Raw genomic sequence first — 25,950 nt, forward strand, 5'->3', positions numbered from 1 at the left:
CTTCGTGCGACGTTGGCGTCGCCATGGGTCATTTCCGGGCAATTGCTGCCCAAACCCCTCCCGGTGGTGACCTCTGGCGTGCCCCCGTGGGCTCCCCTGCAGCTCGCCTGCAGCCGTGCCCCGGTTCGAAGCCGACTGAAGGAAGAAGGTGGGCGGAAGATGGCCGCCACCCAGAGGATCCAGCGGATCGCCGCGGGCACCACCGCCCTCGTGGCATGCGTCGCGGTACTGGCCGGCTGCTCGAGCGGCGACACCGGCAGCAAGGAAGGCGCGCCGGGCGCCAAGAAGGCATCCCCGGCCCCGGCCCCCAAGAGCGCCGTCCGCATGATCGGTGACGGCTCCACCGCTTTCACCGGCCGGCAGCCGAACCTGCCCGAGCCCACCCGCCTGAGACCCGGCCAGAAGCCGCCCCAGTTCGTCGTCTTCTCCTGGGACGGCGCAGGCGAGGACAGCCAGAAGCTCTTCTCGCACTTCCGCAAGGTGGCCAAGCGGAACGACGCCACGATGACGTACTTCCTCAGCGGCGTGTACATGCTCCCCGAGGCGAAACGGAAGCTCTACGACCCGCCGCAACACCAGTCCGGCAGCTCGGACATCGGCTTCAACGACCGCGAGGGAATCAAGGACACCGTGGAGCAGCTCCGCGGAGCCTGGATGGAGGGCAATGAAGTCGGCACCCACTTCAACGGCCACTTCTGCGGCGCCGGCCGGGGTGTGGGCGAGTGGTCGGTCGACGACTGGAAGAGCGAGATCAAGCAGGCCAAGTCCTTCGTGAAGTCCTGGAAGACGAACACGGGCATGAAGAAGGCGCAGCCGCTGCCCTTCGACTACGACAAGGAACTCATCGGCGCCCGCACGCCCTGCCTCGAAGGGCAGAAGAACTTCATGCGGGCGGCCCGCGAACTGGGCTTCCGCTACGACACCAGCGGCGTCAACAACCAGGTCTGGCCGAAGAAGAAGGAAGGCCTCTGGGACCTGTCGATGCAGCTGGTCCCCGTGCCCGGCCGCAAGTTCGAGACGCTGACCATGGACTACAACTTCATGGTCAACCAGTCGGGCACGACATCACAGGGCGACCCCAGCAAGCACGAGTACTGGGGTGACCAGATGCGCGACGGCCTGCTCGAGGGCTTCGACCGCGCCTACAAGGGCAACCGTGCCCCGCTGATCATCGGCAACCACTTCGAGTCCTGGAACGGCGGCACGTACATGCGCGCCATCGAGGAGACGATCGAGTCGGTCTGCACCAAGCGGGACGTGCGCTGCGTCTCCTTCCGTCAACTCGCCGACTGGCTCGACGCCCAGGACCCGCAGACCGTGGAGCGCCTCACCAAGCTCCCGGTCGGCAAGGCGCCGAAGGAGGGCTGGACGTCCTTCCTCTCCGCCCAGCCCGCTCCGGCCCCGAAGGGCGTACCGGGAGCCCCGGCGTCCAAGTCCTGACTCCCTTCGCAGAGTTCAGGTCGTAGAGCTCAGGCCGTTGCGACGGCCTGCTCACGCAGAACGAAGGCGGGGTCGACCTGGGAAGCCAGGTCGGCACCCGTCCTCTCATTGCCCCAGCTCTGTGCGTTCTTCAGGTGGAAGTGGACCATCTGACGGGTATAGCGGTCCCAGTCCCTGCGGTCGTACGAGGTGTCGACGGCGCTCTGAAGTGCTTGCAGGGCACGGCGGTTGTCGTCCTCGAGGAACTCGAACCGGGGCGGGCGGCCCTTTTCCATGGCGCGCACCCAGTCCGAGTGCCCGACCGTCACCAAGAGGTCGTCACCGACCTGCTCGCGCAGGAAGTCGACGTCGTCCTGGCCCTGCACCTTGTTGCCGACGACCTTGAGGTCGACGCCGAAGTCCCGTGCGTATTCCTTGTACTGGCGATAGACGGAGACCCCCTTCCGGGTCGGCTCGGCCACCAGGAACGTCATGTCGAAGCGGGTGAACATGCCGGACGCGAAGGAGTCCGAACCCGCGGTCATGTCGACGACCGCGTACTCGTCGCGTCCGTCGACCAGATGGTTCAGGAACAGCTCCACCGCCCCCGTCTTGGAGTGGTAGCAGGCGACACCGAGGTCGGCTTCGGTGAACGGCCCTGTGACCATCAAACGGACGGCCGCGTCGTCGAGTTCCACCGGCCGCGCACACGCGTCGTACACGGGGTTGTCCTCGCGCACCCGCAGGATGCGCGATCCCACGCCGGGCGGTGTCGTCTTGATCATCGTGTCGGCGGAGGCGATCCGCGGATTGGAGCCCCGCAGGTACTCCTTGATCAGGGGGAGGTGCGCACCCATGGCAGGCAGCGCGGCGGCGTCCGCCTCGTCTAGGCCGAGCGCGGGGCCCAGGTGCTGGTTGATGTCGGCGTCCACCGCGAGGACCGGCGCTCCGGTGGCGGCGAGGTGGCGGACGAAGAGCGAGGACAGCGTGGTCTTGCCGCTGCCGCCCTTCCCTACGAAAGCGATCTTCATGTTCACCAAGAGTAGTGGGACGATCACCTGCCGTATCGATGCGGCGTGAAGAAGACCACTCCTTCGTGGGGTGGCCGCCAGGGGTGCGTAGGGTCGTACTCATGAGTACGACAGCCGATCCGCTCGCGGCCCTGGGCGCACTGCCCGGCGTGGCCGACTCCGTGGACTCCGTGCGCAAGGCCGTGGACCGCGTCTACGGCCACCGGATCATGCGGCGCCGCAGCAACGAGATCACCTCCGAGGCGGCGCTGCGCGGCGCTCGCGGCTCGGCGGCGCTCTCCGGTGCCGACTGGGCGCTCGAAGAAGTACGCCGACGCAGCGACTTCAGTGGTGAGGGCGAGGCCCGCACGATCGGCGCGGCCCTGCGGCTGACCGCGGAGGCCGGCCAACTCCTGTCCATCTGGCGGCAGTCACCGCTCCGGGTCCTCGCGCGCCTCCATCTGGTGGCCGCCGCGGAGAGCGACGAGGCGGCGGGGCGGCCACGCCTGGCGGGCGAACCGGTCGACGAGCCGCTCGTCGAACTGGACGTGCCGGACTCCGACGAGGTGGCCGGCCGCCTGGAGGGCCTTTCGCGGCTCATCATCGCGGGAGGCTCCGCGCCGGCCCTCGTGACGGCGGCCGTGGTGCACGGCGAGCTCCTCAGCCTGCGCCCCTTCGGCTCGCACAACGGCCTGGTCGCGCGGGCGGCCGAGCGCATCGTCCTGGTGGGCAGCGGGCTCGACCCGAAGTCCGTCTGCCCGGCGGAGGCCGGGCACGCGGAACAGGGCCGGGCGGCTTACGTGGGGGCGCTCGACGGCTACGCGTCCGGGACGCCGGAGGGGATGGCCGCCTGGATCGCCCATTGCGGGCGCGCGGTCGAACTGGGGGCCAGGGAGTCGACGGCGGTCTGTGAGGCGATGCAGCGCGGCGCGGCCTGAGGGCCTGCACCCTGAAGGCCTGCACGGAGCCTGCGCAGAGATGCGGCGGTACGAAACGTCTCGCACCGCCGCTGGCATGTTCACCGTGTTACCAAGCGTCCTCGAGAGATGCCCATCAGGTCGGGAACTTAGCCCGTCACCTGGTGCGGCTGGCCCGTAATCGACGGGTCGACGTCGCGTGGGTGCTCGGTGTTCATGCTCCGGTCCGTGGGGCCGTGATTGCGTTTAAAGGTAATCCTCTCGGATGTCCTTGGTCTCGCGGGCCGTTGACTCCTTTGTACTCCTGTCCTGGGGCAAGCGGAAGCCCTGGCAGTACTTCTTTACTTTTGGGTTCAAATAAGGGCGAATCGGTCACGCGTGGTCCGGCGACGGCTCACGAACCACACCAGGCCCGCCGTGGCCGCGGCGGCGCCCACGGCCGCCGCCGCGACGACTGCGGGCCGCGACGGCTTCCGGCGCCGCTCCTTGAGTCGGACCGGGCGGTGGAAGTCGAGAATCGGCCACCCGCGCGCGAGAGCCTCGCGGCGCAGAGCGCGATCGGGGTTCACCGCGTGCGGATGGCCCACGGACTCGAGCATGGGGAGATCGGTCGCCGAGTCGCTGTAGGCGTGGCATCGGCCGAGGTCGTATCCCTCGGACTCGGCGAGCTCCTTGATCGCGGTCGCCTTGGTGGGGCCGTAGGCGTAGTACTCCACCTCTCCGGTGAAGCAGCCGTCGTCGCCGACCACCATCCGGGTCGCCACCACCCGATCCGCGCCGAGCATTTCGCCGATCGGCTCGACGACCTCCGCGCCAGACGTGGAGACGATGACGACGTCCCGGCCCGCGGTGTGGTGCTCCTCGATGAGGGACGCGGCCTCGTCGTAGATGATCGGGTCGATCAGGTCGTGCAGCGTCTCGGCGACGATCTCCTTGACCTGCTGCACGTTCCATCCGCGGCAGAGCGCGGACAGGTACTCGCGCATCCGCTCCATCTGATCGTGATCGGCTCCGCCGGCGAGGAAGATGAACTGCACATATGCGGTACGCAGTACTGCCCTGCGGTTGATCAGGCCGCCTTGGTAGAACGACTTGCTGAAGGTGAGTGTGCTCGACTTCGCAATGACCGTCTTGTCCAGGTCAAAGAAGGCAGCTGTGCGAGGCAAGGAGTGGTTTTCCACGAGGTCGAGCATAGGCGCCCACCATTCGGCGTAAGGTGAGGCGCGTGGGTTTGCCTGAGAAGGCTCTCGGGTACACCATGGAAGTCACGGATCGTTCGCGACCGTGCTAACCCGGTCTGGCTCCTCCCCCCCCGAGTCGGACCGTGGGGACGACCCCCGCTCTCCCCCCCGGCGGGGGTCGTCGCATGTCCGGATGGGTTTTCCGGGCCTCTTACGACCCTCATTCGATCGCCAGGCGCCATCCGGCCGCCGTTGTGGCGATCTTTTTTCATGCCCAAGATCCGTCACTGTGTGTAGTCGTTGTGCTGCTCTGTGGAAGTCCTTGAGATGTCACCGGTATGGGTGATGGGGATATTCACAGTCCCCGCCTTGTCCACAGTTATTGACCAAGATCCACACGTTATCCCGGATCGCTGCACGCTGATTCCGCTCGTTCTGCACGCGAAGTTCATGGCCGGATTGCTTTGGCCGGCTCATCGCTCATGTGGAACGCGGCATTCAACGGGCTTGCAGTGAGAGGGGGCTGGAGATCGTGGCTGGAGTGATTACACGTGACGGGCCGCCGTCGTCCGACGGACGGCAAGGCGGACCGCTGATCGTCACGGAAGATGTGGACCTGCTGGACGACCTGCTTCGGCTGTGCGCCGCGGCGGGGGCACGGCCCGAGGTGCAGCACGGCGTGCCGGAGCGCAGAGGCGGCTGGGACGCGGCGCCGCTGATCCTGGTCGGGGACGACGCGGTGGATCGGGTGCGGGGAGCCGGGCGCAGGCGCGGGGTCGTGCTGGTGGGGCGCGATCAGGACGACTCGGGGGTCTGGCAACGCGCGGTGGAGATCGGGGCCGACCATGTCCTGGTGCTGCCCGACGGCGAGCGATGGCTCGTGGACCGCATCGCCGATGTCGCCGAGGGCGTGGGGCGGCCCGCTCTCACGGTGGGGGTCATCGGCGGGAGCGGGGGAGCCGGGGCCTCGACGCTGGCGTGCGCGCTGGCCGTCACCGCCGCCCGCGCGGGCCGGCGCACGATGCTCGTGGACGCCGATCCGCTCGGCGGCGGGCTCGACGTGCTGCTCGGCGGCGAGGCGGCCGACGGACTGCGATGGCCCGCCTTCGCGCAGTCCAGGGGCCGGGTCGGCGGAGGCGCGCTGGAGGAGTCGCTGCCTGAGCTGCACTCCCTGCGGGTCCTGAGCTGGGACCGGGGCGACGCGGTGGTCATTGCGCCCGATGCCATGCGGGCGGTAATCGCAGCGGCCCGCAGGCGGGGCGGGGTGGTCGTCGTGGACCTGCCGCGGCGCGTGGACGAAGGAGTGGCCGAGGCGCTGGCCCAAGTGGATCTGGGGCTCCTCGTGGTGCCTCCGGAGCTGCGCGCGGTGGCCGGATCCCGACGGGTCGCCTCGGCGGTGGGGATGGTGCTGCGGGACCTGCGCGTGGTGGTCGGCAGGGCCGGCGCGGGCCGCACCGGGGGCGGACTCGACGGCCTCGGCGCGTTCGACGCGGAGGAGGTGGCGCGACTGCTCGGGCTGCCGCTCGTCGGCGAACTGCCGCGGGAAGCAGGGCTCTTGGCGGCCCAGGCAGGGGGGATGCCGCCCGGAGGTGTCGCGCGGGGCCCGCTGGCGCGCTTCTGCACGGCCTTCTGGGACCGGGTTCCGGTCGACGCCACCGGAGGCGGCTCATGAGCGCCGTCGTCGGGGCCAGGATGCTGGACGGGGTGCGCCAGTGGCTCGCGGAGAACGGGACGGAGCCGACCCCGGCCCGCGTGGCCGAGGCGTTGCGGGCCCAGGGCAGGGTGCTCGGCGACGCGGAAGTCCTGGGCGCGGCGGCGCGGTTGCGATCGGAGCTGGTGGGCGCGGGCCCTCTGGAGACCTTGCTCGCGGACGACTCGGTCACCGATGTGCTGGTGTCGGCACCCGACCGGGTGTGGGTGGACCGCGGCGGCGGCCTGGAGCTGACCGGGGTGTCCTTCGAGGACGCGGCGGCGGTGCGGCGGCTCGCACAGCGGCTCGCGGCCGTGGCAGGGCGCAGACTCGACGACGCCAGGCCCTGGGTGGACGCACGGCTCCCGGACGGCACCCGTCTGCACGCGGTGCTGCCCCCGATCGCCGTCGGGTCGACCTGCCTCTCCTTGCGCGTCGTACGGCCCCGGGCCTTCACCCTCGCGGAACTGACCGCGGCGGGCACGGTGCCGCCGGGCGGGCACCGGGTCCTGCGGGCGCTGCTCGACGCCCGGCTCTCCTACTTGATCAGCGGCGGGACGGGTTCGGGCAAGACGACGCTGTTGAGCGCGCTCCTCGGTCTCGTCGGGCCGGGGGAGCGGATCGTGCTCGCCGAGGACTCGGCGGAGCTGCGCCCCGACCACCCGCACGTGGTGCGCCTGGAGGCCAGACCGGCCAACCAGGAGGGGGCCGGGCAGGTCGGACTCGACGATCTGGTGCGGCAGGCGCTGCGGATGCGCCCGGACCGGCTGGTCGTGGGTGAGGTGCGGGGCGCGGAGGTGGTTCACCTCCTTGCCGCCTTGAACACCGGCCATGAGGGCGGCTGCGGCACGGTCCACGCCAACGCCGCGGGGGACGTGCCCGCGCGCCTGGAGGCGCTGGGGACGGCTGCGGGCCTCGACCGGGCCGCCCTGCACAGCCAGTTGGCGGCAGCGCTGTCCGTGGTGCTCCATCTCGTACGGGACCGGGCCGGGCGGCGGCGCATCGCCGAGGTGCACGTCCTGGAACGCGATCCGTCCGGACTGGTGGTGACGGTGCCGGCCCTGCGGTGGGGCGAGAAGGAATTTGTCCGCGAGCAGGGCTGGGAGCGGCTGAAATCGCTGCTGCTGAACGGTGGTTGGAGTGATGAGGGATGAGCGTGGTGGGGGTGGCGGCGGCTGTGTGCGCGGGAGGCGCGGCCTGGCTGGTGGTCGGACGGGACCGAGGGCGATGGCGGGCGAGCGCGGTGCTCGCGGGCGGCGCCACGCCCCGTTCGGAGACTTCGGCGTGGCAGCGGGCGGTGGGCTTGGTCGGCGGCCGGGTGCGGCACGAGTGGTGGGTCCTGGCGGCCGGGGCGGCGGTCGCGCTGCTCGGGGAGTCCGTGCTGCCGCTGCTCCTGGGGGCTGCCGGGGTGCCGTTGATGCGGCGCGTACGGCGGCGCAGGGACGCGCGGCTCGAGAAGGAGCGCGTGGCCACGGCGGTGATCGCGTTGTGCGGGGAGCTCGCGGGTGAGGTGCGGGCCGGACGGCAACCGGGGGAGGCGTTGCGGGCCGCAGCGGGCGGGGATGGTCCCGGGCTCGCCGGAACTGGAGCTGGAAACGGGCTTGGGGAGGCGCGCGCCGGGGTGCTGGCGGCGGCGCGGTTCGGCGGGGATGTGCCGGGAGCGCTGGAGGAGGCGGCGCGGGCACCGGGGGCGCGGGGCCTGGTGGGGCTCGCGGCGTGCTGGCGGGTGGCGGTGGACCGTGGCGCCGGACTCGCGGCGGGGCTTGAGCGGCTGGAGGGCGCGTTGCGGGCGGAGCGGGATCAACGCGCCGATCTGCGGGCCCAGTTGGCGGGAGCGAGATCGACGGCGGTGATGCTCGCGGGGTTACCGGTCCTCGGGCTGCTCATGGGGAGCGCGCTGGGTGCGTCGCCCCTGCGGGTGTTGCTGCATACGGGGGCGGGGCTCGGGTGCCTGGCGGTGGGCGGGGCGTTGGAGGGGGTCGGCGTGTGGTGGGCGTTGCGGATCGTGCGAGGGGCGGAGGAGCGATGAGCCTTGTTGTCCACGAACTGGGGGTGGCCGTGTGGGGTGGGGCGGCCGTGTTGTGGTTGATGTCGGCCGCCCTTGCGGCGCGGCGTGAAGGGGCGGTGCGGGGGCGTGCAGGGGTCGTACTGGGCGTGGTGGACCGGCGGCCGGGGGGTTCGCGGAGGCAGTGGCTGCGGTGGCCGGGTGCGGTGCGGGGGTGGCTGGTGGTGGCCGGGGCGGTGAGCGCCGGGTGGGTGCTGGTGGGCGGGGTTTCGGGGTGCCTGGTGGGGGTGGGTGCCGGGTACGGGGCGTGGCGTTGGTGGCGGGGGCGGGGCGTACAGGTCTCTGACTTCGACGCGGTGGAGGCGGCGCGTCAACTGCCCTTGGCAGCCGATTTGTTGGCGGCTTGTGTCGCTGCGGGCGCGGGGCCTGTCGTGGCGGCTCAGGCTGTTGGTGAGGCGCTGAAGGGGCCCGTCGGGGATCGCTTGGCGCAGGGGGCCGCGGAGGTGCGGCTCGGTGGTGAACCAGTCGACGCGTGGCGGAGGTTGGGTGCGATACCGGGCGCGGGAGGGCTGGCCCGCCTGCTGGAGCGGGCGGGGGAGTCGGGGGCTCCGGCGGCGGAGCCGGTGGCCCGGCTGGCAGCGGACTGCAGGGCGGAACGGGGCCGTGCGGCGACGGCGGCGGCACGCAGGGCCGGGGTGCTGATGACGGCGCCGGTGGGGTTGTGCTTCTTGCCCGCGTTCATCGCGGTGGGGGTGCTGCCTGTGGTGATCGGCCTGGCGGGTGGGTTGTTGAGCGGCGTCTGAGCGACATCTGAACGGCTCGACGGCTTGGTAGTTGAACGGCGGCTTCGTGAAGAAGAGCTGCTGAGACATGAACATACGGAAATTTCACGGGGGTTGATATGTGGGGACAGCTGTGTGCACGGGCGCTGCGGCTCAGGGCGCGTGCGATGCGGGAGGACGCGGGGATGGTCACTTCGGAGTACGCGATGGGGCTCATCGCAGCGGTGGGGTTCGCCGGCCTGCTCTACAAGGTGGTGACGAGCGGGCAGGTCAGGGCGGCGTTGCAGGCGGTCGTGGAGAAGGCGCTCGATGTCCAGTTCTGAGCGGGGGTGGGGCGGCCGGAGCCGTCGCGGGGACCGAGGCTTCGTGACGGCCGAGGCGGCCGTGGTGCTGCCCACGCTGGTGCTGTTCACGATGGCGCTGGTCTGGGCGTTGCTGACCGCGTCCGCGCAGATCCAGTGCGTGGACGCGGCGCGGGCCGGGGCGCGCGCGATGGCCAGGCAGGACCCCGAGAGCGCGGCGGTGGCAGCGGCTCGACAGGCGGCGCCGCGTGGTGCGGCGGTGGCCGTGCGGCGTGACGGCGACCTGGTGCGGGTGGAGGTCGTGGCGGACTCGCCGGGTCCTGGAGCACTGGGGCTCGGGCTGCGGCTGCGGTCGGAGGCGGTGGCGTCGGCGGAGGAGACGGTGGGGGTGGGCGCGTGAGGGGGCGGGCTGTTGCCGGGGGCGGGGCGGACCGGGGTGCGGCCACGGTCTGGGTGGTGGTCGTGATGGCTGTGCTGTGCGTGATCTGCGGCGCCGTCCTCGCGATGGGCCAGGTGATCGTCGCCCGCCACCGGGCAGGCGGAGCAGCCGACTTGGCGGCGCTTGCTGCCGCGGATCACTGGACGGAGGGCGGCTCCGGGGCGTGCGCCAAAGCCGGACGGGTGGCGGAGGCACAGGGAACGCGCCTCGTGCGCTGCGCGCTACGGGGCGAGATCGCGGACGTCACCGCGGCGGCGGGCTCAGGCCCGTTCGAAACGAAGGTCAGATCCCGCGCTGGCCCGGCGGGCCCGGCGGGCCCGATCACGCCGGGCCCGGCTCCGGAGGCAGGCAGCGCGGCGCACGCCGGGTGGCGCCCGGAGGTGCGGTTGGCGCGAGCTGTCGGAGGCCCGCCGGGCCCTGGTGGGTCGCGTCCGGGATGGCCTCCCGAGCCAGGGGCAGGTGCTGCGGCGCATGCCGGGTGGCGCCCGGACGTGGGGTTGTCGCGACACGCCGCAGGCCCGCCAGGCCCCCTTGTGGCGCGTCCGGGCCTCGCTTCGGAGTCAGGGGCAGGCGGTGCGGCACATGCGGTCGCGGGGCTTGCTGCCCCGCAGGCGGCACGTGCGGCCCTCGCGGTGGCGGGGCCTGCTGTCCCGCGGGGGACAGGCGGGCCGGAGCCTGCCCCGCGGGGGACAGGTGGGCCGGAGCTTGCCCCGCGCGGGACAGGCCGGCCGGAGCGTGCCCTGCGGGGGCCAGGCCGACCGGAGCCCGCCCCGCAGGGGGCAGGCATCAGTCCTCCAGCCCCGCCCCCGGGGCTAGCGCCGCCGACAGGTGGTAGCGCCGCAGTGGGCGGTCGACGTCTCTCAGGAGGTGGGGGCGTCGGCGAGGAGGGTGGTGAGGAGGCGGACCGCGCCGCGCTTGTGCAGGGGGTCGTTGCCGTTGCCGCATTTCGGGGACTGGATGCAGGAGGGGCAGCCGGCCTCGCACTCGCAGGAGGCGATGGCCTGCCGGGTGGCCGTCAGCCACTCGCGGGCCGTGTGGAAGGCCCGCTCGGCGAAGCCCGCACCGCCGGGATGGCCGTCGTACACGAAGACCGTCGGCAGGAGCGTGTCCGGATGCAGCGGCACGGAGACGCCGCCGATGTCCCACCGGTCGCAGGTCGCGAAGAGCGGCAGCATGCCGATGGAGGCGTGCTCGGCGGCGTGCAACGCGCCGCCGAGGATCTCCGGATTGACGCGGGCGGCGTCGAGCTGGTCCTCGGTGACCGTCCACCAGACCGCGCGGGTACGCAGCGTGCGGGGCGGCAGGTCCAGCTTGGTCTCGCCGAGCACCTCGCCGGTGATCAGCCTGCGGCGCAGGAAGGAGACGACCTGGTTGGTGACCTCGACGGACCCGTAGCAGAGGCGGCCGGAGCCCCAGGGGATCTCGGTGTCCGTCTCCAGGATGGAGATGGCCGTGGTGTCGCGGGCGGTCGTGGAGTACGGCGGCTGAGCCTCCTCGACCAGGGCCGCCGAGTCCTCCAGGTCCAGGCGGCGCACGAGATACGTACGGCCCTGGTGGAGGTGGACCGCGCCCTCGTGGACGGCGGTGTGCGCGGCGGAAGCGTCGACGGTGCCGAGCAGCCGGCCCGTGCCCTCCTCGACGATCTGGATGGGCTTCCCGCCCCCGCCGCGGATGTCGGTGAGGTCGGCGGCCCGCTCCCTGCGGGTCCAGTGCCAGGCCTTCGTGCGGCGGCGCAGCAGCTTCGCGGCCTCCAGCTGCGGGAGCAGGTCCTCGGTGGCCGGGCCGAAGAGGGCCAGGTCGTCGTCCGTGAGCGGGAGTTCCGCGGCCGCCGCGCAGAGGTGGGGCGCGAGGACGTACGGATTGTCGGGGTCGAGGACCGTCGACTCCACCGGCTGCCGGAACAGCGCTTCGGGGTGATGGACGAGATACGTGTCCAGCGGGTCGTCGCGGGCGACGAGGACGGCCAGCGCGCCCTGCCCGGAGCGGCCGGCGCGGCCCGCCTGCTGCCAGAGCGAGGCACGGGTCCCCGGGTAGCCGGAGATGATCACGGCGTCGAGGCCGGAGACGTCCACGCCGAGTTCGAGGGCGGTGGTGGCGGCGAGGCCGAGAAGTTCCCCGGAGTGCAGCGCTCGCTCCAGGGCGCGGCGTTCCTCGGGGAGATATCCGCCCCGGTAGGCGGCCACGCGGCGGGCGAGGGAGCGGTCGACCTCCGCGAGGCGTTCCTGGGCGATCACCGAGATCAGCTCGGCGCCGCGCCGGGACCGTACGAAGGCGACGGAGCGGACGCCCTGGACGGCCAGGTCCGTCAGGAGGTCGGCCGTCTCGGCGGTGGCGGTGCGGCGGACGGGTGCGCCCTTCTCGCCGTGGAGCTCGGTGAGCGGGGGTTCCCAGAGGGCGAAGACGAGGTCGCCGCGGGGTGAGGCGTCGTCGGAGACCTCCTTCACCGGGAGCCCGGTGAGGCGTTCCGCGGCGATGGCGGGGTCGGCGGAGGTGGCGGAGGCGAGGAGGAAGACGGGGTCGGAGCCGTAGCGGGCGCAGAGGCGGCGCAGGCGGCGCAGGACCTGGGCGACGTGGGAGCCGAAGACGCCGCGGTAGGTGTGGCATTCGTCGATGACGACATAGCGCAGGGAGCGCAGGAAGGAGGACCAGCGGGGGTGGGACGGGAGTATCCCGCGGTGCAGCATGTCGGGGTTGGTCAGGACGTAGTTGGCGTACTGACGCACCCATTCGCGTTCTTCGACGGGGGTGTCGCCGTCGTACACGGCGGGGCGGATCGCGTTGCCCAGCGGCGCGGCGAGCTCACGTACGGCCCGGCGCTGGTCGGCGGCCAGGGCCTTTGTGGGGGCCAGGTAGAGCGCGGTCGCGCCGCGTCCGTTCGGGGCCTCGGAGCCGTCCAGGAGGGCCGACAGCACGGGCGTGAGGTAGGCCAGCGACTTTCCCGAAGCTGTTCCGGTGGCGACGATGACCGACTCGCCGTCCAGGGCGTGCTCGGCGGCGAGTGCCTGGTGGGCCCAGGGGTGCTCGATCCCGGCCGACTGGACCGCGGCGACCACTTCCGAACGGATGCGATCAGGCCAGACTGCATATCGAGCCTCGCGCGGGGGCAAGTGCTCCGTATGAGTGACGCGCGAAGCACGGCTCGGCCCCGCGGTGAGCCGGTCCAGGACCGTCCGTGGAGACGTGCGTACCGGGGCGCCCGTGGAGGGTCCTCCCGGCGGAGAAAAGTTGGCCATCGGCACCGAGTGTGTCACTGGCGGGATGGACAATGGTCCCAAGGCGTCGTGCACGCCTGCCGGTAAGTGATTGAATGCCATCGCGGCTGGCGATCCGTCCTGGGGGCTCTGCCGAGGTGTCCCGAGGGATGACCGCTCGATAGCAAGGTGCTGGAGGATCCGTGGACCTGTCCCTGTCGACCCGTACCGTCGGCGATCGTACGGTCGTCGAGGTCGGTGGCGAAATCGATGTTTATACCGCGCCAAAGTTGCGCGAACAGTTGGTCGAGTTGGTGAACGACGGCAGTTTCCATCTGGTCGTCGACATGGAGGGCGTGGACTTCCTCGACTCCACCGGGCTCGGCGTTCTGGTCGGCGGCCTGAAGCGGGTGCGTGCCCATGAGGGCTCGCTGCGCCTGGTCTGCAACCAGGAACGTATTTTGAAGATCTTCCGCATCACCGGCCTGACCAAGGTGTTCCCCATTCACACCTCGGTCGAGGAAGCGGTCGCGGCCACCGACTGAGAGCCGGATGTCCCGGGTCGGCCGCTCGTTCGGCCCGGGTGTGGCAGAACAGCAGGGGACCGGGCCCTCGGCCCGGCCCCCTGACAGCACGCGCGTACGTCCGAGGGGGATACATGGCCACCGTTGAACTCCGCTTCAGCGCGCTGCCCGAGCACGTCAGGACCGCTCGGCTCGTGGCGGCGGCGGTCGCGCGCAGGGCCGGAGTGGACGAGGCCGTCCTCGACGAGGTCAGGCTCGCTGTCGGTGAGGCCTGCACGCGTGCGGTCGGGCTGCACCAGAGCAACGGCGTATCGGCGCCGGTGCGCGTGGCCCTGATCGAGGACGAGAAGCAGTTCTCCATCGAGGTCGGCGACGAGGCCCCCCACGCGACTCCCGGGGACCGGGCTTCCGGCTCGGGGTCCGGCGCGGTCGACGATCTGGAGGCCGAGGGTGAGGACGAGATGGGTCTCGCCGTCATCAGCGGGCTCGTGGACGACGTGGAGGTGACCGCGGGCGAGGGCGGCGGTCTCATCCGGATGACGTGGCCCACGACCCCGGCGCCGCTTCTCTGATCCTGTGGGCCCCCTGCCCCGACGCAACAGCCACACCAAGGTCTTGCTCCCACCCCGGGAGCAGGGCCTTTTTTCATTTATGGATCATTGCCCCAGTCAATTGCCTCGGGACTGCCGACCGGCGTCAACGGTTTTGGGGCATTACCGCTTTCGGGGTCAATCTGTGCTCGCGATCATTTGCTGGGGAGCAAACTCGCGCCAATTCCGTTTGCGGCACTCTGTTTTGATCAGGTTCCGCTCCCTACAATCCGTCCACATCTTGAGCTCACCCCAGGCGTCAAGGAGGACGAATGGCGGGGCTTTCTACCCCTCATCAGTTTGACCACCCCTCAACCTTCGCAGCTGCAGTACTGACCGACGACAACCGCCTCATCGTGATGGTGATCGCGGCCGTCGCGGTCGCTGCCCTCGCGGTCGCCTGGGTGCTGGTACGCCAGGTGCTCGCTGCCGACGAGGGCACCGACAGCATGAAGAAGATCGCGAAGGCGATCCAGGAGGGCGCCAATGCCTATCTGGGCAGGCAGTTGCGCACTCTCGGTGTTTTCGCCGTCGTGGTGTTCTTCCTGCTCATGCTGCTGCCCGCAGACGACTGGAATCAGCGTGCCGGCCGATCGATCTTCTTCTTGATCGGTGCGGTGTTCTCGGCGACCACCGGCTATATCGGCATGTGGCTCGCCGTACGCAGCAATGTCCGCGTGGCGGCAGCCGCGCGAGAGGCCACGCCCGCGGAAGGTGAACCCGAAAAGGATCTCACCGCCGTTTCGCACAAGGCCATGAAGATCGCTTTCCGCACCGGCGGCGTTGTCGGCATGTTCACGGTGGGGCTCGGCCTGCTGGGCGCCTCCTGTGTGGTGCTCGTCTACGCGGCCGACGCGCCGAAGGTCCTCGAAGGTTTCGGCCTCGGGGCGGCGCTGATCGCGATGTTCATGCGTGTCGGCGGCGGCATCTTCACCAAGGCCGCCGACGTCGGCGCCGACCTGGTCGGCAAGGTCGAACAGGGCATTCCGGAGGACGACCCGAGGAATGCCGCGACCATCGCCGACAACGTGGGCGACAACGTCGGCGACTGCGCGGGCATGGCTGCCGACCTCTTCGAGTCGTACGCCGTGACCCTGGTCGCCGCGCTGATCCTCGGCAAGGTCGCCTTCGGCGACTCCGGACTCGCCTTCCCGCTGATCGTTCCGGCGATCGGCGTCGTGACGGCGATGATCGGGATCTTCGCGGTGGCGCCCAGGCGCTCCGACCGCAGCGGCATGACCGCCATCAACCGCGGGTTCTTCATCTCCGCGTTCATCTCGCTGGCCCTCGTGGCCGCGGCGGTCTACGTCTACCTGCCGGGCTCGTACGCCGACCTGGACGGCGTCACGGACGCGGCGATCGCCGGACACGACGGAGACCCGCGGGTTCTCGCGGTCATCGCCGTCGCGATCGGCATCGTCATGGCCGCGCTGATCCAGCAGCTCACCGGGTACTTCACGGAGACCACCCGGCGCCCGGTCAAGGACATCGGCAAGACGTCGCTCACCGGCCCGGCCACCGTCGTCCTGGCCGGCATCTCCATCGGCCTCGAATCGGCCGTCTACACCGCGCTCCTGATCGGGCTCGGCGTGTACGGGGCGTTCCTGCTCGGCGGTACGTCGATCATGCTCGCCCTGTTCGCGGTGGCGCTCGCCGGAACCGGCCTGCTCACCACGGTCGGTGTGATCGTCGCCATGGACACCTTCGGTCCGGTCTCCGACAACGCGCAGGGCATCGCCGAGATGTCCGGCGACGTCGAGGGCGCCGGCGCGCAGGTGCTCACCGACCTGGACGCCGTCGGCAACACCACCAAGGCCATCACCAAGGGCATCGCCATCGCCACGGCCGTCCTCGCGGCCGCCGCGCTCTTCGGCTCGTATCGCGACGCCATCGCGACCGCGGCCAAGGACGTCGGCGAGAAAATGGGCGACGGCGCTCCCATGAACCTGGTCATGGACATCTCGCAGCCCAACAACCTGGTCGGCCTGATCCTGGGCGCCGCGGTCGTGTTCCTCTTCTCGGGGCTCGCGATCAACGCGGTGTCGAGGTCTGCGGGAGCGGTGGTCTACGAGGTGCGGCGGCAGTTCCGCGAGCACCCCGGGATCATGGACTACTCCGAGGAACCGGAGTACGGGCGCGTCGTCGACATCTGCACCAAGGACGCGCTGCGCGAGCTGGCCACGCCAGGTCTGCTCGCCGTGCTCACGCCGATCGCGGTCGGCTTCTCGCTCGGCGTCGGCGCGCTCGGCTCGTTCCTGGCGGGCGCGATCGGCACCGGCACGCTGATGGCGGTCTTCCTCGCCAACTCCGGTGGCGCCTGGGACAACGCGAAGAAGCTCGTCGAGGACGGCCACCACGGCGGCAAGGGCAGTGAAGCCCATGCCGCGGTGGTGATCGGTGACACCGTCGGTGACCCGTTCAAGGACACCGCGGGTCCGGCGATCAACCCGCTCCTGAAGGTGATGAACCTGGTGGCGCTGCTCATCGCGCCCGCGGTCGTCCAGTTCAGCTACGGGGACGACGCGAGCGCGGGAGTGCGGGCGGTGATCGCGGTGCTCTCGATCCTGGTCATCGTCGGCGCGGTGTACGTGTCCAAGAGGCGAGGCATCGCCGTGGGTGACGAGGAGGCAGGTGGTGCGGAGCGAGTAGGCAACTCGCCTGACCCGGCCGTGGTTTCGTAACACCGGGTCAGACTCTGCCCAACACAGGGGCGGGCGGCGCGTTTTGACGCGGCGTCCGCCCTTCGTGTGTGCCGTGAGCTGTCTGGTGAGCCTTCTCATGCGCCATCTGCTTGGTGCAAATGGCTTTAATAGGGGTGGTACCGGACCCCCGGCATGCGGTTGTAGCCCAGTTGGCGTGTAAGTTCCGGGGCCGAGAGCCATGGAAGGGACCAATCCGGTGAACAAGAAGCTTGCAGCCGCACTGTCCGGCGGTGCGGTACTGGTACTGGCGCTGTCGGGCTGCAGCGACGACGGCAACGAGAAGCTGGACTCCTGGGCCAAGGACGTCTGTGACTCGGTTCAGCCGCAGTCGAAGAAGATCGCTTCCGCCAACGCGGCCATCCAGAAGGAGACGTCGGACAACAGCTCGCCGGAGGACGTCCAGAAGACCGACTCCAAGGCGTTCCAGGACATGTCCGACGCCTACAAGGCGATGGGTACCGCCGTGAAGGACGCGGGCGCCCCGCCGGTCGACGGTGGCCAGAAGAAGACCGACGACGCGGTCAAGGAACTGAACGCCATCTCCAAGTCGTACGGCGACCTGAAGAAGAAGGTCGACGGCCTGGACACCAAGAACCAGGCGGACTTCGCGGACGGGCTGAAGACGGTCGCGGGAGAGCTGGACAAGCTCAGCAAGAGCGGCAACGAGGCACTGGAGAAGTTGCAGGAGGGTGAGGTGGGCAAGGCGATGGGCAAGCAGGACAGCTGCAAGTCGGCCAGCGCTACGCCTTCCGCCGCCTAGGGGTTGCCCCCCTTCTTGCCCGCTGCCCCGGAGCCCTGGGAGAGATCCCCCGGCGTCGGGGCAGCGGCGTATACGAGCGTATGCGGGTCACAATGAAGGGGTGAGTATCGCTAGCGCCCCCCTGCCCTCGTCCGATCGTGCCGACGTCTCCGCCCAGTTGCGGGAAGCCCTGCTGGCGGCCGACTTCACCGCTGACGGGCTGCTCGAGCTGCTCGGGGCGCCCGCCTACACGGCGCTCGCCCGCAGCGAGACCGTGCCCGCGCTGCGGGCCACCCGCGGCGACGGGCCGCTGGAGACGCTCGTACGGCTCTTCCTGCTGCAGCGTTCCGTGCCGCACGCGCGCGTGGCGGCCGTTCTGCCGGTCGGCCCGCTACTGGAGGGCGGTTGGCTGACCGCCGCGGACGGTGAGGGCGCGCTGCGGGCGACGGTGGACGTGCGGCCCTACGGCGGGCCGAGCGGCGAGGACTGGTTCATCGTCTCGGACCTGGGGTGCGCGGTCGGCGGAGCCGGAGGCATCGGCAGCCATGACGAAGGCGTCGTACTCGGCGTCGGCGGGGCATCGACGACGCTCGCCGGACTCACGGTGCGTACACCTGTGGCCAGCGCTCTTGACCTAGGTACCGGCTCCGGGATCCAGGCGTTGCACGCCGCGCAGTACGCGACCCGGGTGACCGCCACCGACCTCAACCCCCGGGCGCTGCACGTCACACGGCTCACCCTGGCGCTGTCCGGCGCTCCGGAGGCGGACCTGCGGGAGGGCTCCCTCTTCGAGCCCGTGGGCGAGGAGACGTACGACCTGATCGTGTCCAATCCGCCCTTCGTGATCTCGCCCGGAGCGCGGCTCACCTACCGCGACGGCGGGATGGGCGGGGACGATCTGTGCCGGTCGCTCGTTCAGCAGGCGGGGGAGAGGTTGAACGAAGGGGGGTATGCGCACTTCCTCGCCAACTGGCAGCACGTGGACGGCGAGGAGTGGACCGAGCGGCTCCGTTCCTGGGTGCCGCGCGGGTGCGACGCGTGGATCGTGCAGCGCGAGGTGCAGGACATCACGCAGTACGCCGAGCTGTGGCTGCGGGACGCCGGGGACCACCGCACGGACCCGGAGGAGTACGCGGCGCGGTACGACGCGTGGCTCGACGAGTTCGAGGCCCGCAAGACGCGCGCGGTCGGGTTCGGGTGGATCACCCTGCGCAAGTCCGGTGCGGCCGAGCCGTCGGTGACGGTGGAGGAGTGGCCGCATCCGGTCGAGCAGCCGCTGGGCGAGACGGTGCGGGAGTTCTTCGCGCGCCAGGACTTCCTGCGGACGCACGACGACGCCGCGCTGCTCGCGGGGCACTTCAAGCTCGCGGACGAGGTCGTCCAGGAGCAGGTCGGACTGCCCGGCGCCGAGGACCCGGAGCATGTCGTGCTGCGCCAGCACCGCGGGATGCGACGGGCCACCAAGGTGGACACGGTGGGCGCGGGTTTCGCCGGGGTGTGCGACGGCACGCTGAGCGCGGGGCGGATTCTCGACGCGATCGCGCAACTGGTCGGGGAGGACCCCGTATTGCTGCGGGACCGCACGCCCGCGCAGATCCGGCTCCTCGTCGAGCAGGGCTTCCTGGTGCCGGCCGACGCGTAAGGCGCTCACCCGGAGCCGCGGGCGACGGTCCGTTGGCGGTACGCGTACGGCGTGTCTCGTACGTTTCGAGGAGTCGGCCCCCCGATATTCGAGGAGTCGGCGAGCCGGGAGCCCTCCGTTCACCCGGGGTTCGTGCCGCGGTTTCCCGGGCGTGTCAGTTTGCCGATCCGGGAACTCAGCACGGGGAGGCAATGACATGGAGAGTGGACCAGCGATCTTCGCGGGCACGGTGTTCGCGCTGTTCGGAGCGGGACTGCTGCTGTGGACCGGCGCGCGCGTGGCGCACCGCGCGCCCGTCGCCGACGGTGTGAACCCCGTCGCATCGGCGACACTCGCCGCGCTCGCGGGATCGGGCGCACTGGTGCTCGGAGTGTGGTGTTTCACTCGCCTCTGACCGGATACGGTCGGTGGCCGCGGGGCGCGTACGGGCCGTAGGCCCGGCGCCGGCCCCCGGGCCGGTGGTGAAGCCGGTGGTCACAGGGCAGGTCGCCACTCCGGGCGGCAGGAATGGCGGTAGTCGGGTTACCGTTCGAGTGGCCGTTGCGGGCTTTTCCCGTTTGACACGGGGGCGGGATGTACCGTCACACTCCGCAGCGTCAGCGCAACTCAAGCGCACCGAGCGAGGCCACAGAGCACGGCCCCGAGTACCGACCGGAGAGAAGAGCGAAGTTGTCCCCGACCAGCGAGACCGCAAAGGGCGGCCGCCGACTCGTCATCGTCGAGTCGCCTGCCAAGGCGAAGACGATCAAGGGTTACCTCGGCCCCGGCTACGTAGTCGAGGCAAGCGTCGGGCACATCCGCGACCTTCCGAACGGCGCCGCGGAGGTCCCCGACAAGTACACCGGCGAGGTGCGCCGTCTCGGCGTGGACGTCGAGAACGACTTCGAGCCCATCTATGTCGTGAACTCCGACAAGAAGGCACAGGTCAAGAAGCTCAAGGACCTCCTGAAGGACTCCGACGAACTCTTCCTCGCCACCGATGAGGACCGCGAGGGCGAAGCCATCGCGTGGCACCTCCTCGAGGTCCTGAAGCCCAAGGTCCCGGTCAAGCGCATGGTGTTCCACGAGATCACCAAGGCCGCGATCCAGGGCGCCGTCGCCAACCCGCGCGAGCTCAACAAGCGCATGGTCGACGCCCAGGAGACCCGCCGCATCCTCGACCGTCTGTACGGCTACGAGGTCTCGCCGGTCCTGTGGAAGAAGGTCATGCCGCGCCTGTCGGCCGGCCGTGTCCAGTCCGTGGCGACCCGTCTCGTCGTCGAGCGTGAGCGCGAGCGCATCGCCTTCCGCTCCGCCGAGTACTGGGACCTGACGGGCACCTTCGGCACCGGCCGCGCCGGGGACGCCTCCGACCCCTCGCAGCTGGTGGCGCGCCTCACCACGGTCGACGGCAAGCGCATCGCGCAGGGCCGCGACTTCAACTCGGTCGGACAGCTCAAGTCCGACACGCTGCACCTGGACGAGAGCAACGCCCGCGCGCTCGCCGCGGCCCTGGAGAACACCCGCTTCGCGGTCCGCTCCGTCGAGTCCAAGCCCTACCGCCGCTCTCCGTACGCGCCGTTCCGTACGACGACGCTGCAGCAGGAGGCCAGCCGCAAGCTCGGCTTCGGCGCGAAGGCGACCATGCAGGTGGCGCAGAAGCTGTACGAGAACGGCTTCATCACCTATATGCGTACGGACTCCACGACGCTGTCCGACACGGCGGTCACCGCCGCTCGCGCGCAGGTCACGCAGCTGTACGGCGGCGACTACCTGCCGGACAAGCCCCGTACGTACGCCGGGAAGGTCAAGAACGCGCAGGAGGCGCACGAGGCGATCCGCCCCTCGGGCGATCGTTTCCGCACGCCCGCCGAGACCGGCCTGACCGGCGACCAGTTCCGGCTCTACGAGCTGATCTGGAAGCGGACCGTCGCCTCCCAGATGAAGGACGCGGTCGGAAACTCCGTCACGGTCAAGATCGGTGGCACGGCCTCCGACGGCCGCGACGCCGAGTTCAGCGCGTCCGGCAAGACCATCACCTTCCACGGCTTCATGAAGGCCTACGTCGAGGGCGCGGACGACCCGAACGCCGAGCTCGACGACCGAGAGCGCAGGCTCCCGCAGGTCAGCGAGGGCGACGCGCTGTCCGCCGACGAGATCACCGTCGACGGCCACGCGACCAAGCCGCCGGCCCGCTACACCGAGGCCTCGCTGGTCAAGGAGCTCGAAGAGCGCGAGATCGGCCGCCCGTCGACGTACGCGTCGATCCTCGGCACGATCCTCGACCGCGGTTACGTCTTCAAGAAGGGCACGGCTCTTGTGCCGTCCTTCTTGTCCTTCGCTGTCGTCAACCTCCTGGAGACGCACTTCGGGCGGCTCGTCGACTACGACTTCACCGCACGCATGGAGGACGACCTCGACCGCATCGCGCGGGGCGAGGCGCAGGCCGTGCCGTGGCTGAAGCGGTTCTACTTCGGCGAGGGTGACGACTCTGGTGTCGCCTCCAGCGCGGGCAACGGCGACGGCGACCACCTCGGCGGGCTCAAGGAGCTGGTGACCGACCTGGGCGCGATCGATGCCCGGGAGATCTCCTCCTTCCCCGTTGGCGACGGCATCGTGCTCCGCGTCGGCCGCTACGGCCCCTACATCGAGCGCGGCGAGAAGGACGCGGAGGGCCACCAGCGCGCCGACGTGCCCGACGACCTGCCGCCCGACGAGCTGACCGTCGAGTACGCCGAGGAGCTGCTCGCCAAGCCGAGCGGTGACTTCGCGCTCGGCACCGACCCCACGTCGGGCCACGAGATCATCGCCAGGGACGGCCGTTACGGCCCCTACGTCACCGAGGTGCTCCCCGAGGGCACCCCGAAGACCGGCAAGAAGGCGGTCAAGCCGCGCACGGCCTCGCTCTTCAAGTCCATGTCGCTCGACACGGTGACGCTCGCGGATGCCCTGAAGCTGATGTCCCTGCCGCGTGTGGTCGGGGCGGACGCCGAGGGCGTGGAGATCACCGCGCAGAACGGCCGCTACGGCCCGTATCTGAAGAAGGGCACGGACTCGCGGTCCATCGAGACCGAGGAGCAGCTCTTCAACATCACGTTGGAAGAGGCCCTCGCGATCTACGCCCAGCCCAAGCAGCGCGGGCGGGCCGCCGCCAAGCCGCCGCTGAAGGAGCTCGGCGAGGACCCGGTCAGCGGGAAGCCCGTCGTCGTCAAGGACGGCCGCTTCGGGGCGTACGTCACGGACGGCGAGACGAACGCGACCCTGCGGGCCGCCGACAGCGTCGAGGACATCACCGCCGAGCGGGGCTACGAACTGCTCGCCGAGAAGCGGGCGAAGGGTCCGGCCAAGAAGACCGCCAAGAAGGCGGCCAAGAAGGCTCCCGCGAAGAAGACCGCTGCCAAGAAGACCGCCGCCAAGAAAACGGCTGCCAAGAAGACGACGGCCGCGAAGAAGACCACTACGAAGACGGCCGCCGCCAAGAAGACAGCGGCTTCGGCCACCAAGGCGTCCGACGCCGAGTAGGCAGCCGCGTACGTCACCTGGTGACGGCGCTGTGAATGTGTGAACCGAAGGGGCGCCCGTTTGTTCGGGCGCCCCTTCGGAGTGTCACACCGTGCGGATAGGCTGGACGGATGACGCGTGCAGAGCAGCCAACGGCCGGAAACCCGGCCCCCGACGACGCCCTGGTCGCAGATTCCCGAGAGCGTGCTGTCCGCGCCTTGCTGCGCGTGCCGCAGCTGAAGAGGCTCTGGAGCGCCCAGCTCGTCGGCAATGTCGGCGATGCCCTCGCCCTGCTTGTCCTGGTGGTGCTCGCCCTTCAAGCGGCCATCGCCGAGGCGGCGTTCGGGGGCGGTTATCGAGGGGTCGCGTTCGCGGTCACCGCCGTCTTCGGAGCACGCGTTCTCGCGACGCTGCTCTTCGGGGCGGTGCTTCTCGGGCCGCTGAGTTCGATCACCTCACCGGACGGGCCACTGGACCGGCGCTGGACGATGGTCGTGTCGGACGGCCTGCGGGCCGGGCTCCTGATCGTCGCGCCGCTGTGGATCGTCTGGACCCCGGACAACGCGCTCGCGATGCTGCTCGTGACCGCCTTCGTGATCGGCGTCGCCGAGCGCTTCTGGACGGTCTGCCGCGAGAGCGCGGCGCCCGCGCTGCTGCCCGCCCCGCCCCTGGAGGGCGCGACGGTGCGGCCGCTGCCGGACCACATGGACGCGCTACGGCGCCTGTCGTTGCGTACGGGATTCATCGCGCTGCCGATCGCGGCCGCCGCGCTCGTCGCCATCACCCTGGTGGGGAATCTGCTGGGCGCCGGGATCGACTGGTTCGAGGTGCACCAGGCGGGGCTCGCCTCGTTCGTGGCCGCCGGGCTCTTCGCGGCCTCGCTGTCGATCGTCTACTTCCTCGAACTTCCCGCCACACAGACGCCACGCGCGCGTAGCCCGCTCGAAGGGCTGCGCAGGCCGCGCACCGGCAGCGGCACCGACAGGGGCCGCACCGGCGCGATCCCGCTGCTCGTCGCCGCCTGCGCCGCGATCGCCGGGGCCGTCGCGGCCTCCGTCGCGGTCGCCGTGCTGCACGCCAAGGACCTGAACGGCGGGCCCGTGACGTACGGCCTGATCGTCCTCGCGCTGACCGGCGGCACGGCCGTCGGGATCCGCACCTCGCCGTCGCTGCTGCCCTCGCTCTCGCGCCGCAGGCTGCTCGCGCTCGCGATCGCCCTCACCGGTGTCGCGCTGCTCGCCGCGGGCCTCGTGCCCGACGTGACGACCGTGCTGCTGCTCCTCGCGCTGGCCGGGGTGGCCGCGGGCATCGCCGCGCACACCGGGCACGCGCTGCTCGACCAAGAGGTCGAGGACTACCGCAGGGCGCGCACGACGGAACATCTCCAGGCGGTCGTACGCCTCTTCATCGCGCTCGGCGCGCTCATCGCCCCGGTGGTCGCGGCGGCGATCGGGCCGCACCGCTTCGTCAACGGCAAGTTCGTCTTCGACCACGGAGGCGCCGCCTTCACGCTGATGCTGGTGGGCGCGCTGCTCCTGCCGGTGGCCGCGCTGGTCCTCGCCAAGATCGACGACCGGCAGGGTGTGCCGTTGCGCCACGACCTGCGGGACGCGCTGCGCGGCGGCGACGACCCCGAGCAGGGGATAGCGGCCACGGGCTTCTTCATCGCCCTCGAGGGCGGCGACGGCGCCGGCAAGTCCACGCAGGCCGAGGCGCTCGCCGAGTGGATCCGGGCCAAGGGCCACGAGGTCGTCGTGACGCGCGAGCCGGGGGCGACCCCGGTCGGCAAGCGGCTGCGCTCGATCCTGCTCGACGTCTCGTCGGCCGGCCTCTCGCACCGCGCCGAGGCACTTCTGTACGCCGCCGACCGCGCCGAGCACGTCGACACGGTCGTACGACCCGCCCTCGAGCGGGGCGCGGTCGTCATCTCCGACCGGTACATCGACTCGTCCGTCGCCTACCAAGGCGCGGGACGCGATCTGTCCCCGACCGAGATCGCCCGCATCTCCCGGTGGGCGACGGCAGGGCTCGTGCCGCACCTGACGGTGCTGCTCGACGTCTCCCCGGAGGCGGCACGCGAGCGCTTCACCGAGGCGCCCGACCGACTCGAGTCGGAGCCCGCGGAGTTCCACGCGCGCGTGCGCTCCGGTTTCCTGACGCTCGCCGCCGCCGACCCGGGGCGCTATCTGGTGATCGACGCCGCGCAGGAGCCGGAGGCGGTCACGACCGTCGCCCGGCACCGGCTCGACCTGATGCTGCCGCTCTCCGAGGCCGAGGTGAAGGCACAGGAAGAGGCCCGCAAGGCCGCCGAGGAAGAGGCGCGCCGCAAGGCCGAGGAAGAAGCCGCGCGCAAGGCCGAGGAGGAGCGGGTCGAGCGCGAGCGCCAGGCGCAGCTCGCCAAGCTCCGCGCCGAGGAGGAGGAGCGCAAGCGCCGCGAGCTGGAGGAGGCGCAGCGCCGCGAGGCCGAACGGCAGGCGGAGGAGGCAAGGCAGCGCGCCGAGGAGGCGAAGCGCCGTGCCGAGGAGGAGCAGGCGCGACTGCTCGCCGGGGAGAAGGTGCGGGCTGCCGAGGAGGAGCGGCGCCGCCAGGAGGCGGAGGAAGAGGCGCGGCTGCGTGCCGAGGCCGAGGCGCGCCGCGTCGAGAAGCAGCGCAAGGCCGAAGAGGCGCTGCTGCGGGCCGAGGAGGCGCGACGCCTGGCGGCGGCTTCCGCGGCCGCGGCGGCAGCTGCTTCGAGCGCGGCGGCTGCGGCGCCTGCGCCTGCTCCTGCTCCTGCTCCTGCGCCTGCTCCGAAGGCTGCGTCGGCTCCGGCTCCTGCTCCGGCTGCGAAGCCTGCGGCTCCGTCGGCTCCGTCCGCGGCGCCTTCGGACGCCGTTCCGGACAACGAGACGACTGTGCCCACGCCTATCGTGCAGCCGGGTGCGGCCGACGAGACCGCGGTGCTTCCGCAGGTGCGGGAAACCTCCGCTGCGGAGGAGACCGAGGTGCTGCCGCAGCCGCCCGTTCCGGGTGCCGCCGACGAGACGGCCGTGCTGCCTTCCGTACGGGAGGACAAGGTGCCGCCGGGTTACTTCCGCGACGAGCGCCCCGCGCCTTCGCCCGACGGCGGGAACGACCGCACCCGTGAACTGCCCCAGGTCGATGAGCACGGAGAGCCGCGTCAGCGGTCTCGCTCGGACTGGGCGGAGGAGACTCCGCTGGACGATCTGCCTTCGCTGGCGGACGAGTTGCTGGGGGAGCGGGACGAGGACGAGGACGGCCGGGGCGGCGGCCGGGGGCGGAACAGGCGTTGAGGTGCTGAGGCGCTGAAGTGCCGAAGCGCTGAACCGCTGAGCCTCTG

General features: G+C 70.9%; 19 protein-coding genes and 1 pseudogene. 17 read left to right on the plus strand and 3 right to left on the minus strand.

The window, feature by feature from the left end; genetic code table 11:
- Nucleotides 1-159: 159 nt before the first annotated feature.
- The gene (locus ACIBCK_RS35695) at nucleotides 160-1,440 is read left to right on the plus strand and encodes a hypothetical protein (RefSeq protein ID WP_399397068.1); all 1,281 of its coding nucleotides are present in this window, start codon (nucleotides 160-162) and stop codon (nucleotides 1,438-1,440) included.
- Nucleotides 1,441-1,469: 29 nt separating this feature from the next.
- Here ACIBCK_RS35695 and ACIBCK_RS35700 read toward each other — a convergent pair whose 3' ends face one another.
- Entirely contained in the window at nucleotides 1,470-2,450 is a 981-nt protein-coding gene (locus ACIBCK_RS35700) for an ATP-binding protein (RefSeq protein ID WP_399397070.1), read from the minus strand.
- A gap of 101 nt (nucleotides 2,451-2,551) precedes the next feature.
- Here ACIBCK_RS35700 and ACIBCK_RS35705 point away from each other — a divergent pair, with 101 nt between their 5' ends.
- A complete protein-coding gene (locus tag ACIBCK_RS35705) occupies nucleotides 2,552-3,367 on the plus strand; it encodes an oxidoreductase (protein WP_399397072.1) in 816 nt (271 codons plus the stop codon).
- Nucleotides 3,368-3,699: 332 nt separating this feature from the next.
- On the opposite strand, the gene ACIBCK_RS35710 is transcribed toward ACIBCK_RS35705, so the two are convergent.
- Nucleotides 3,700-4,539, minus strand: coding sequence for an HAD family hydrolase (locus ACIBCK_RS35710; RefSeq protein ID WP_399397074.1), 840 nt, complete (start codon nucleotides 4,537-4,539; stop codon nucleotides 3,700-3,702).
- A 520-nt stretch (nucleotides 4,540-5,059) separates the two neighbouring features.
- Here ACIBCK_RS35710 and ssd point away from each other — a divergent pair.
- The 7 genes and pseudogenes from ssd to ACIBCK_RS35745 all read left to right on the plus strand — a co-directional run.
- Nucleotides 5,060-6,199 carry a septum site-determining protein Ssd gene (ssd, locus tag ACIBCK_RS35715; protein ID WP_399397076.1) on the plus strand — a complete coding sequence of 380 codons (1,140 nt, stop codon included), beginning with the start codon at nucleotides 5,060-5,062 and terminating at the stop codon, nucleotides 6,197-6,199.
- Nucleotides 6,196-7,371: a TadA family conjugal transfer-associated ATPase gene (locus ACIBCK_RS35720; protein WP_399397078.1), complete on the plus strand. Its 1,176-nt coding sequence runs from the start codon at nucleotides 6,196-6,198 to the stop codon at nucleotides 7,369-7,371. The genes ssd and ACIBCK_RS35720 overlap by 4 nt, the downstream gene beginning before the upstream one ends.
- Nucleotides 7,368-8,246 carry a type II secretion system F family protein gene (locus ACIBCK_RS35725; RefSeq protein ID WP_399397080.1) on the plus strand — a complete coding sequence of 293 codons (879 nt, stop codon included), beginning with the start codon at nucleotides 7,368-7,370 and terminating at the stop codon, nucleotides 8,244-8,246. Before ACIBCK_RS35720 ends, ACIBCK_RS35725 begins: the two co-directional genes overlap by 4 nt.
- Entirely contained in the window at nucleotides 8,243-9,025 is a 783-nt protein-coding gene (locus tag ACIBCK_RS35730) for a type II secretion system F family protein (protein WP_399397082.1), read from the plus strand. Before ACIBCK_RS35725 ends, ACIBCK_RS35730 begins: the two co-directional genes overlap by 4 nt.
- A gap of 98 nt (nucleotides 9,026-9,123) precedes the next feature.
- Nucleotides 9,124-9,327, plus strand: a complete 204-nt coding sequence (locus tag ACIBCK_RS35735) for a DUF4244 domain-containing protein (RefSeq protein ID WP_399397084.1) — start codon at nucleotides 9,124-9,126, stop codon at nucleotides 9,325-9,327.
- Nucleotides 9,314-9,706: a TadE family type IV pilus minor pilin gene (locus ACIBCK_RS35740; protein ID WP_399397086.1), complete on the plus strand. Its 393-nt coding sequence runs from the start codon at nucleotides 9,314-9,316 to the stop codon at nucleotides 9,704-9,706. The genes ACIBCK_RS35735 and ACIBCK_RS35740 overlap by 14 nt, the downstream gene beginning before the upstream one ends.
- A gap of 65 nt (nucleotides 9,707-9,771) precedes the next feature.
- Nucleotides 9,772-9,987, plus strand: a pseudogene (locus ACIBCK_RS35745) (Rv3654c family TadE-like protein); the annotation flags it as partial.
- Nucleotides 9,988-10,605: 618 nt separating this feature from the next.
- On the opposite strand, the gene ACIBCK_RS35750 reads toward ACIBCK_RS35745, so the two are convergent.
- A complete protein-coding gene (locus ACIBCK_RS35750) occupies nucleotides 10,606-13,059 on the minus strand; it encodes a DEAD/DEAH box helicase (protein ID WP_399397088.1) in 2,454 nt (817 codons plus the stop codon).
- 80 nt (nucleotides 13,060-13,139) lie between these two features.
- On the opposite strand from ACIBCK_RS35750, the gene bldG reads away from it, so the two are divergent.
- The 8 genes from bldG to tmk all read left to right on the plus strand — a co-directional run bounded on the left by bldG (nucleotide 13,140) and on the right by tmk (nucleotide 25,903).
- Nucleotides 13,140-13,481 carry an anti-sigma factor antagonist BldG gene (gene bldG / locus ACIBCK_RS35755; RefSeq protein WP_003975386.1) on the plus strand — a complete coding sequence of 114 codons (342 nt, stop codon included), beginning with the start codon at nucleotides 13,140-13,142 and terminating at the stop codon, nucleotides 13,479-13,481.
- Nucleotides 13,482-13,594: 113 nt separating this feature from the next.
- On the plus strand, nucleotides 13,595-14,032 hold the full coding sequence (locus tag ACIBCK_RS35760; RefSeq protein WP_399397090.1) for an ATP-binding protein: 438 nt from the start codon (nucleotides 13,595-13,597) through the stop codon (nucleotides 14,030-14,032).
- Nucleotides 14,033-14,322: 290 nt separating this feature from the next.
- A complete protein-coding gene (locus ACIBCK_RS35765) occupies nucleotides 14,323-16,731 on the plus strand; it encodes a sodium-translocating pyrophosphatase (RefSeq protein ID WP_399397091.1) in 2,409 nt (802 codons plus the stop codon).
- A 199-nt stretch (nucleotides 16,732-16,930) separates the two neighbouring features.
- On the plus strand, nucleotides 16,931-17,512 hold the full coding sequence (locus ACIBCK_RS35770) for a small secreted protein (RefSeq protein WP_399397092.1): 582 nt from the start codon (nucleotides 16,931-16,933) through the stop codon (nucleotides 17,510-17,512).
- A 100-nt stretch (nucleotides 17,513-17,612) separates the two neighbouring features.
- Complete coding sequence (locus tag ACIBCK_RS35775) at nucleotides 17,613-19,133, plus strand: methyltransferase (RefSeq protein ID WP_399397094.1); 1,521 nt, start codon at nucleotides 17,613-17,615, stop codon at nucleotides 19,131-19,133.
- Between the two features lie 196 nt (nucleotides 19,134-19,329).
- The gene (locus ACIBCK_RS35780; RefSeq protein ID WP_363210556.1) at nucleotides 19,330-19,527 is read left to right on the plus strand and encodes a hypothetical protein; all 198 of its coding nucleotides are present in this window, start codon (nucleotides 19,330-19,332) and stop codon (nucleotides 19,525-19,527) included.
- A gap of 275 nt (nucleotides 19,528-19,802) precedes the next feature.
- Nucleotides 19,803-22,634, plus strand: coding sequence for a type I DNA topoisomerase (gene topA, locus ACIBCK_RS35785; protein ID WP_399397097.1), 2,832 nt, complete (start codon nucleotides 19,803-19,805; stop codon nucleotides 22,632-22,634).
- 110 nt (nucleotides 22,635-22,744) lie between these two features.
- Nucleotides 22,745-25,903: a dTMP kinase gene (tmk, locus tag ACIBCK_RS35790; protein WP_399397099.1), complete on the plus strand. Its 3,159-nt coding sequence runs from the start codon at nucleotides 22,745-22,747 to the stop codon at nucleotides 25,901-25,903.
- The last annotated feature ends 47 nt before the right edge of the window (nucleotides 25,904-25,950 follow it).

This window comes from Streptomyces sp. NPDC051218, from assembly GCF_044455475.1.
Taxonomy (GTDB): Bacteria; Actinomycetota; Actinomycetes; order Streptomycetales; family Streptomycetaceae; genus Streptomyces.

What these genes read in the sequence shown, in the direction of transcription:
- ACIBCK_RS35695 (WP_399397068.1), top strand. Translation starts at nt 160, where the DNA reads ATGGCCGCCACCCAGAGGATCCAGCGGATCGCCGCGGGCACCACCGCC.
- ACIBCK_RS35700 (WP_399397070.1), bottom strand. Translation starts at nt 2,450, where the DNA reads ATGAAGATCGCTTTCGTAGGGAAGGGCGGCAGCGGCAAGACCACGCTG.
- ACIBCK_RS35705 (WP_399397072.1), top strand. Translation starts at nt 2,552, where the DNA reads ATGAGTACGACAGCCGATCCGCTCGCGGCCCTGGGCGCACTGCCCGGC.
- ACIBCK_RS35710 (WP_399397074.1), bottom strand. Translation starts at nt 4,539, where the DNA reads ATGCTCGACCTCGTGGAAAACCACTCCTTGCCTCGCACAGCTGCCTTC.
- ACIBCK_RS35720 (WP_399397078.1), top strand. Translation starts at nt 6,196, where the DNA reads ATGAGCGCCGTCGTCGGGGCCAGGATGCTGGACGGGGTGCGCCAGTGG.
- ACIBCK_RS35725 (WP_399397080.1), top strand. Translation starts at nt 7,368, where the DNA reads ATGAGCGTGGTGGGGGTGGCGGCGGCTGTGTGCGCGGGAGGCGCGGCC.
- ACIBCK_RS35730 (WP_399397082.1), top strand. Translation starts at nt 8,243, where the DNA reads ATGAGCCTTGTTGTCCACGAACTGGGGGTGGCCGTGTGGGGTGGGGCG.
- ACIBCK_RS35735 (WP_399397084.1), top strand. Translation starts at nt 9,124, where the DNA reads ATGTGGGGACAGCTGTGTGCACGGGCGCTGCGGCTCAGGGCGCGTGCG.
- ACIBCK_RS35740 (WP_399397086.1), top strand. Translation starts at nt 9,314, where the DNA reads ATGTCCAGTTCTGAGCGGGGGTGGGGCGGCCGGAGCCGTCGCGGGGAC.
- ACIBCK_RS35750 (WP_399397088.1), bottom strand. Translation starts at nt 13,059, where the DNA reads ATGGCATTCAATCACTTACCGGCAGGCGTGCACGACGCCTTGGGACCA.
- ACIBCK_RS35760 (WP_399397090.1), top strand. Translation starts at nt 13,595, where the DNA reads ATGGCCACCGTTGAACTCCGCTTCAGCGCGCTGCCCGAGCACGTCAGG.
- ACIBCK_RS35765 (WP_399397091.1), top strand. Translation starts at nt 14,323, where the DNA reads ATGGCGGGGCTTTCTACCCCTCATCAGTTTGACCACCCCTCAACCTTC.
- ACIBCK_RS35770 (WP_399397092.1), top strand. Translation starts at nt 16,931, where the DNA reads ATGGAAGGGACCAATCCGGTGAACAAGAAGCTTGCAGCCGCACTGTCC.
- ACIBCK_RS35780 (WP_363210556.1), top strand. Translation starts at nt 19,330, where the DNA reads ATGGAGAGTGGACCAGCGATCTTCGCGGGCACGGTGTTCGCGCTGTTC.
- tmk (WP_399397099.1), top strand. Translation starts at nt 22,745, where the DNA reads ATGACGCGTGCAGAGCAGCCAACGGCCGGAAACCCGGCCCCCGACGAC.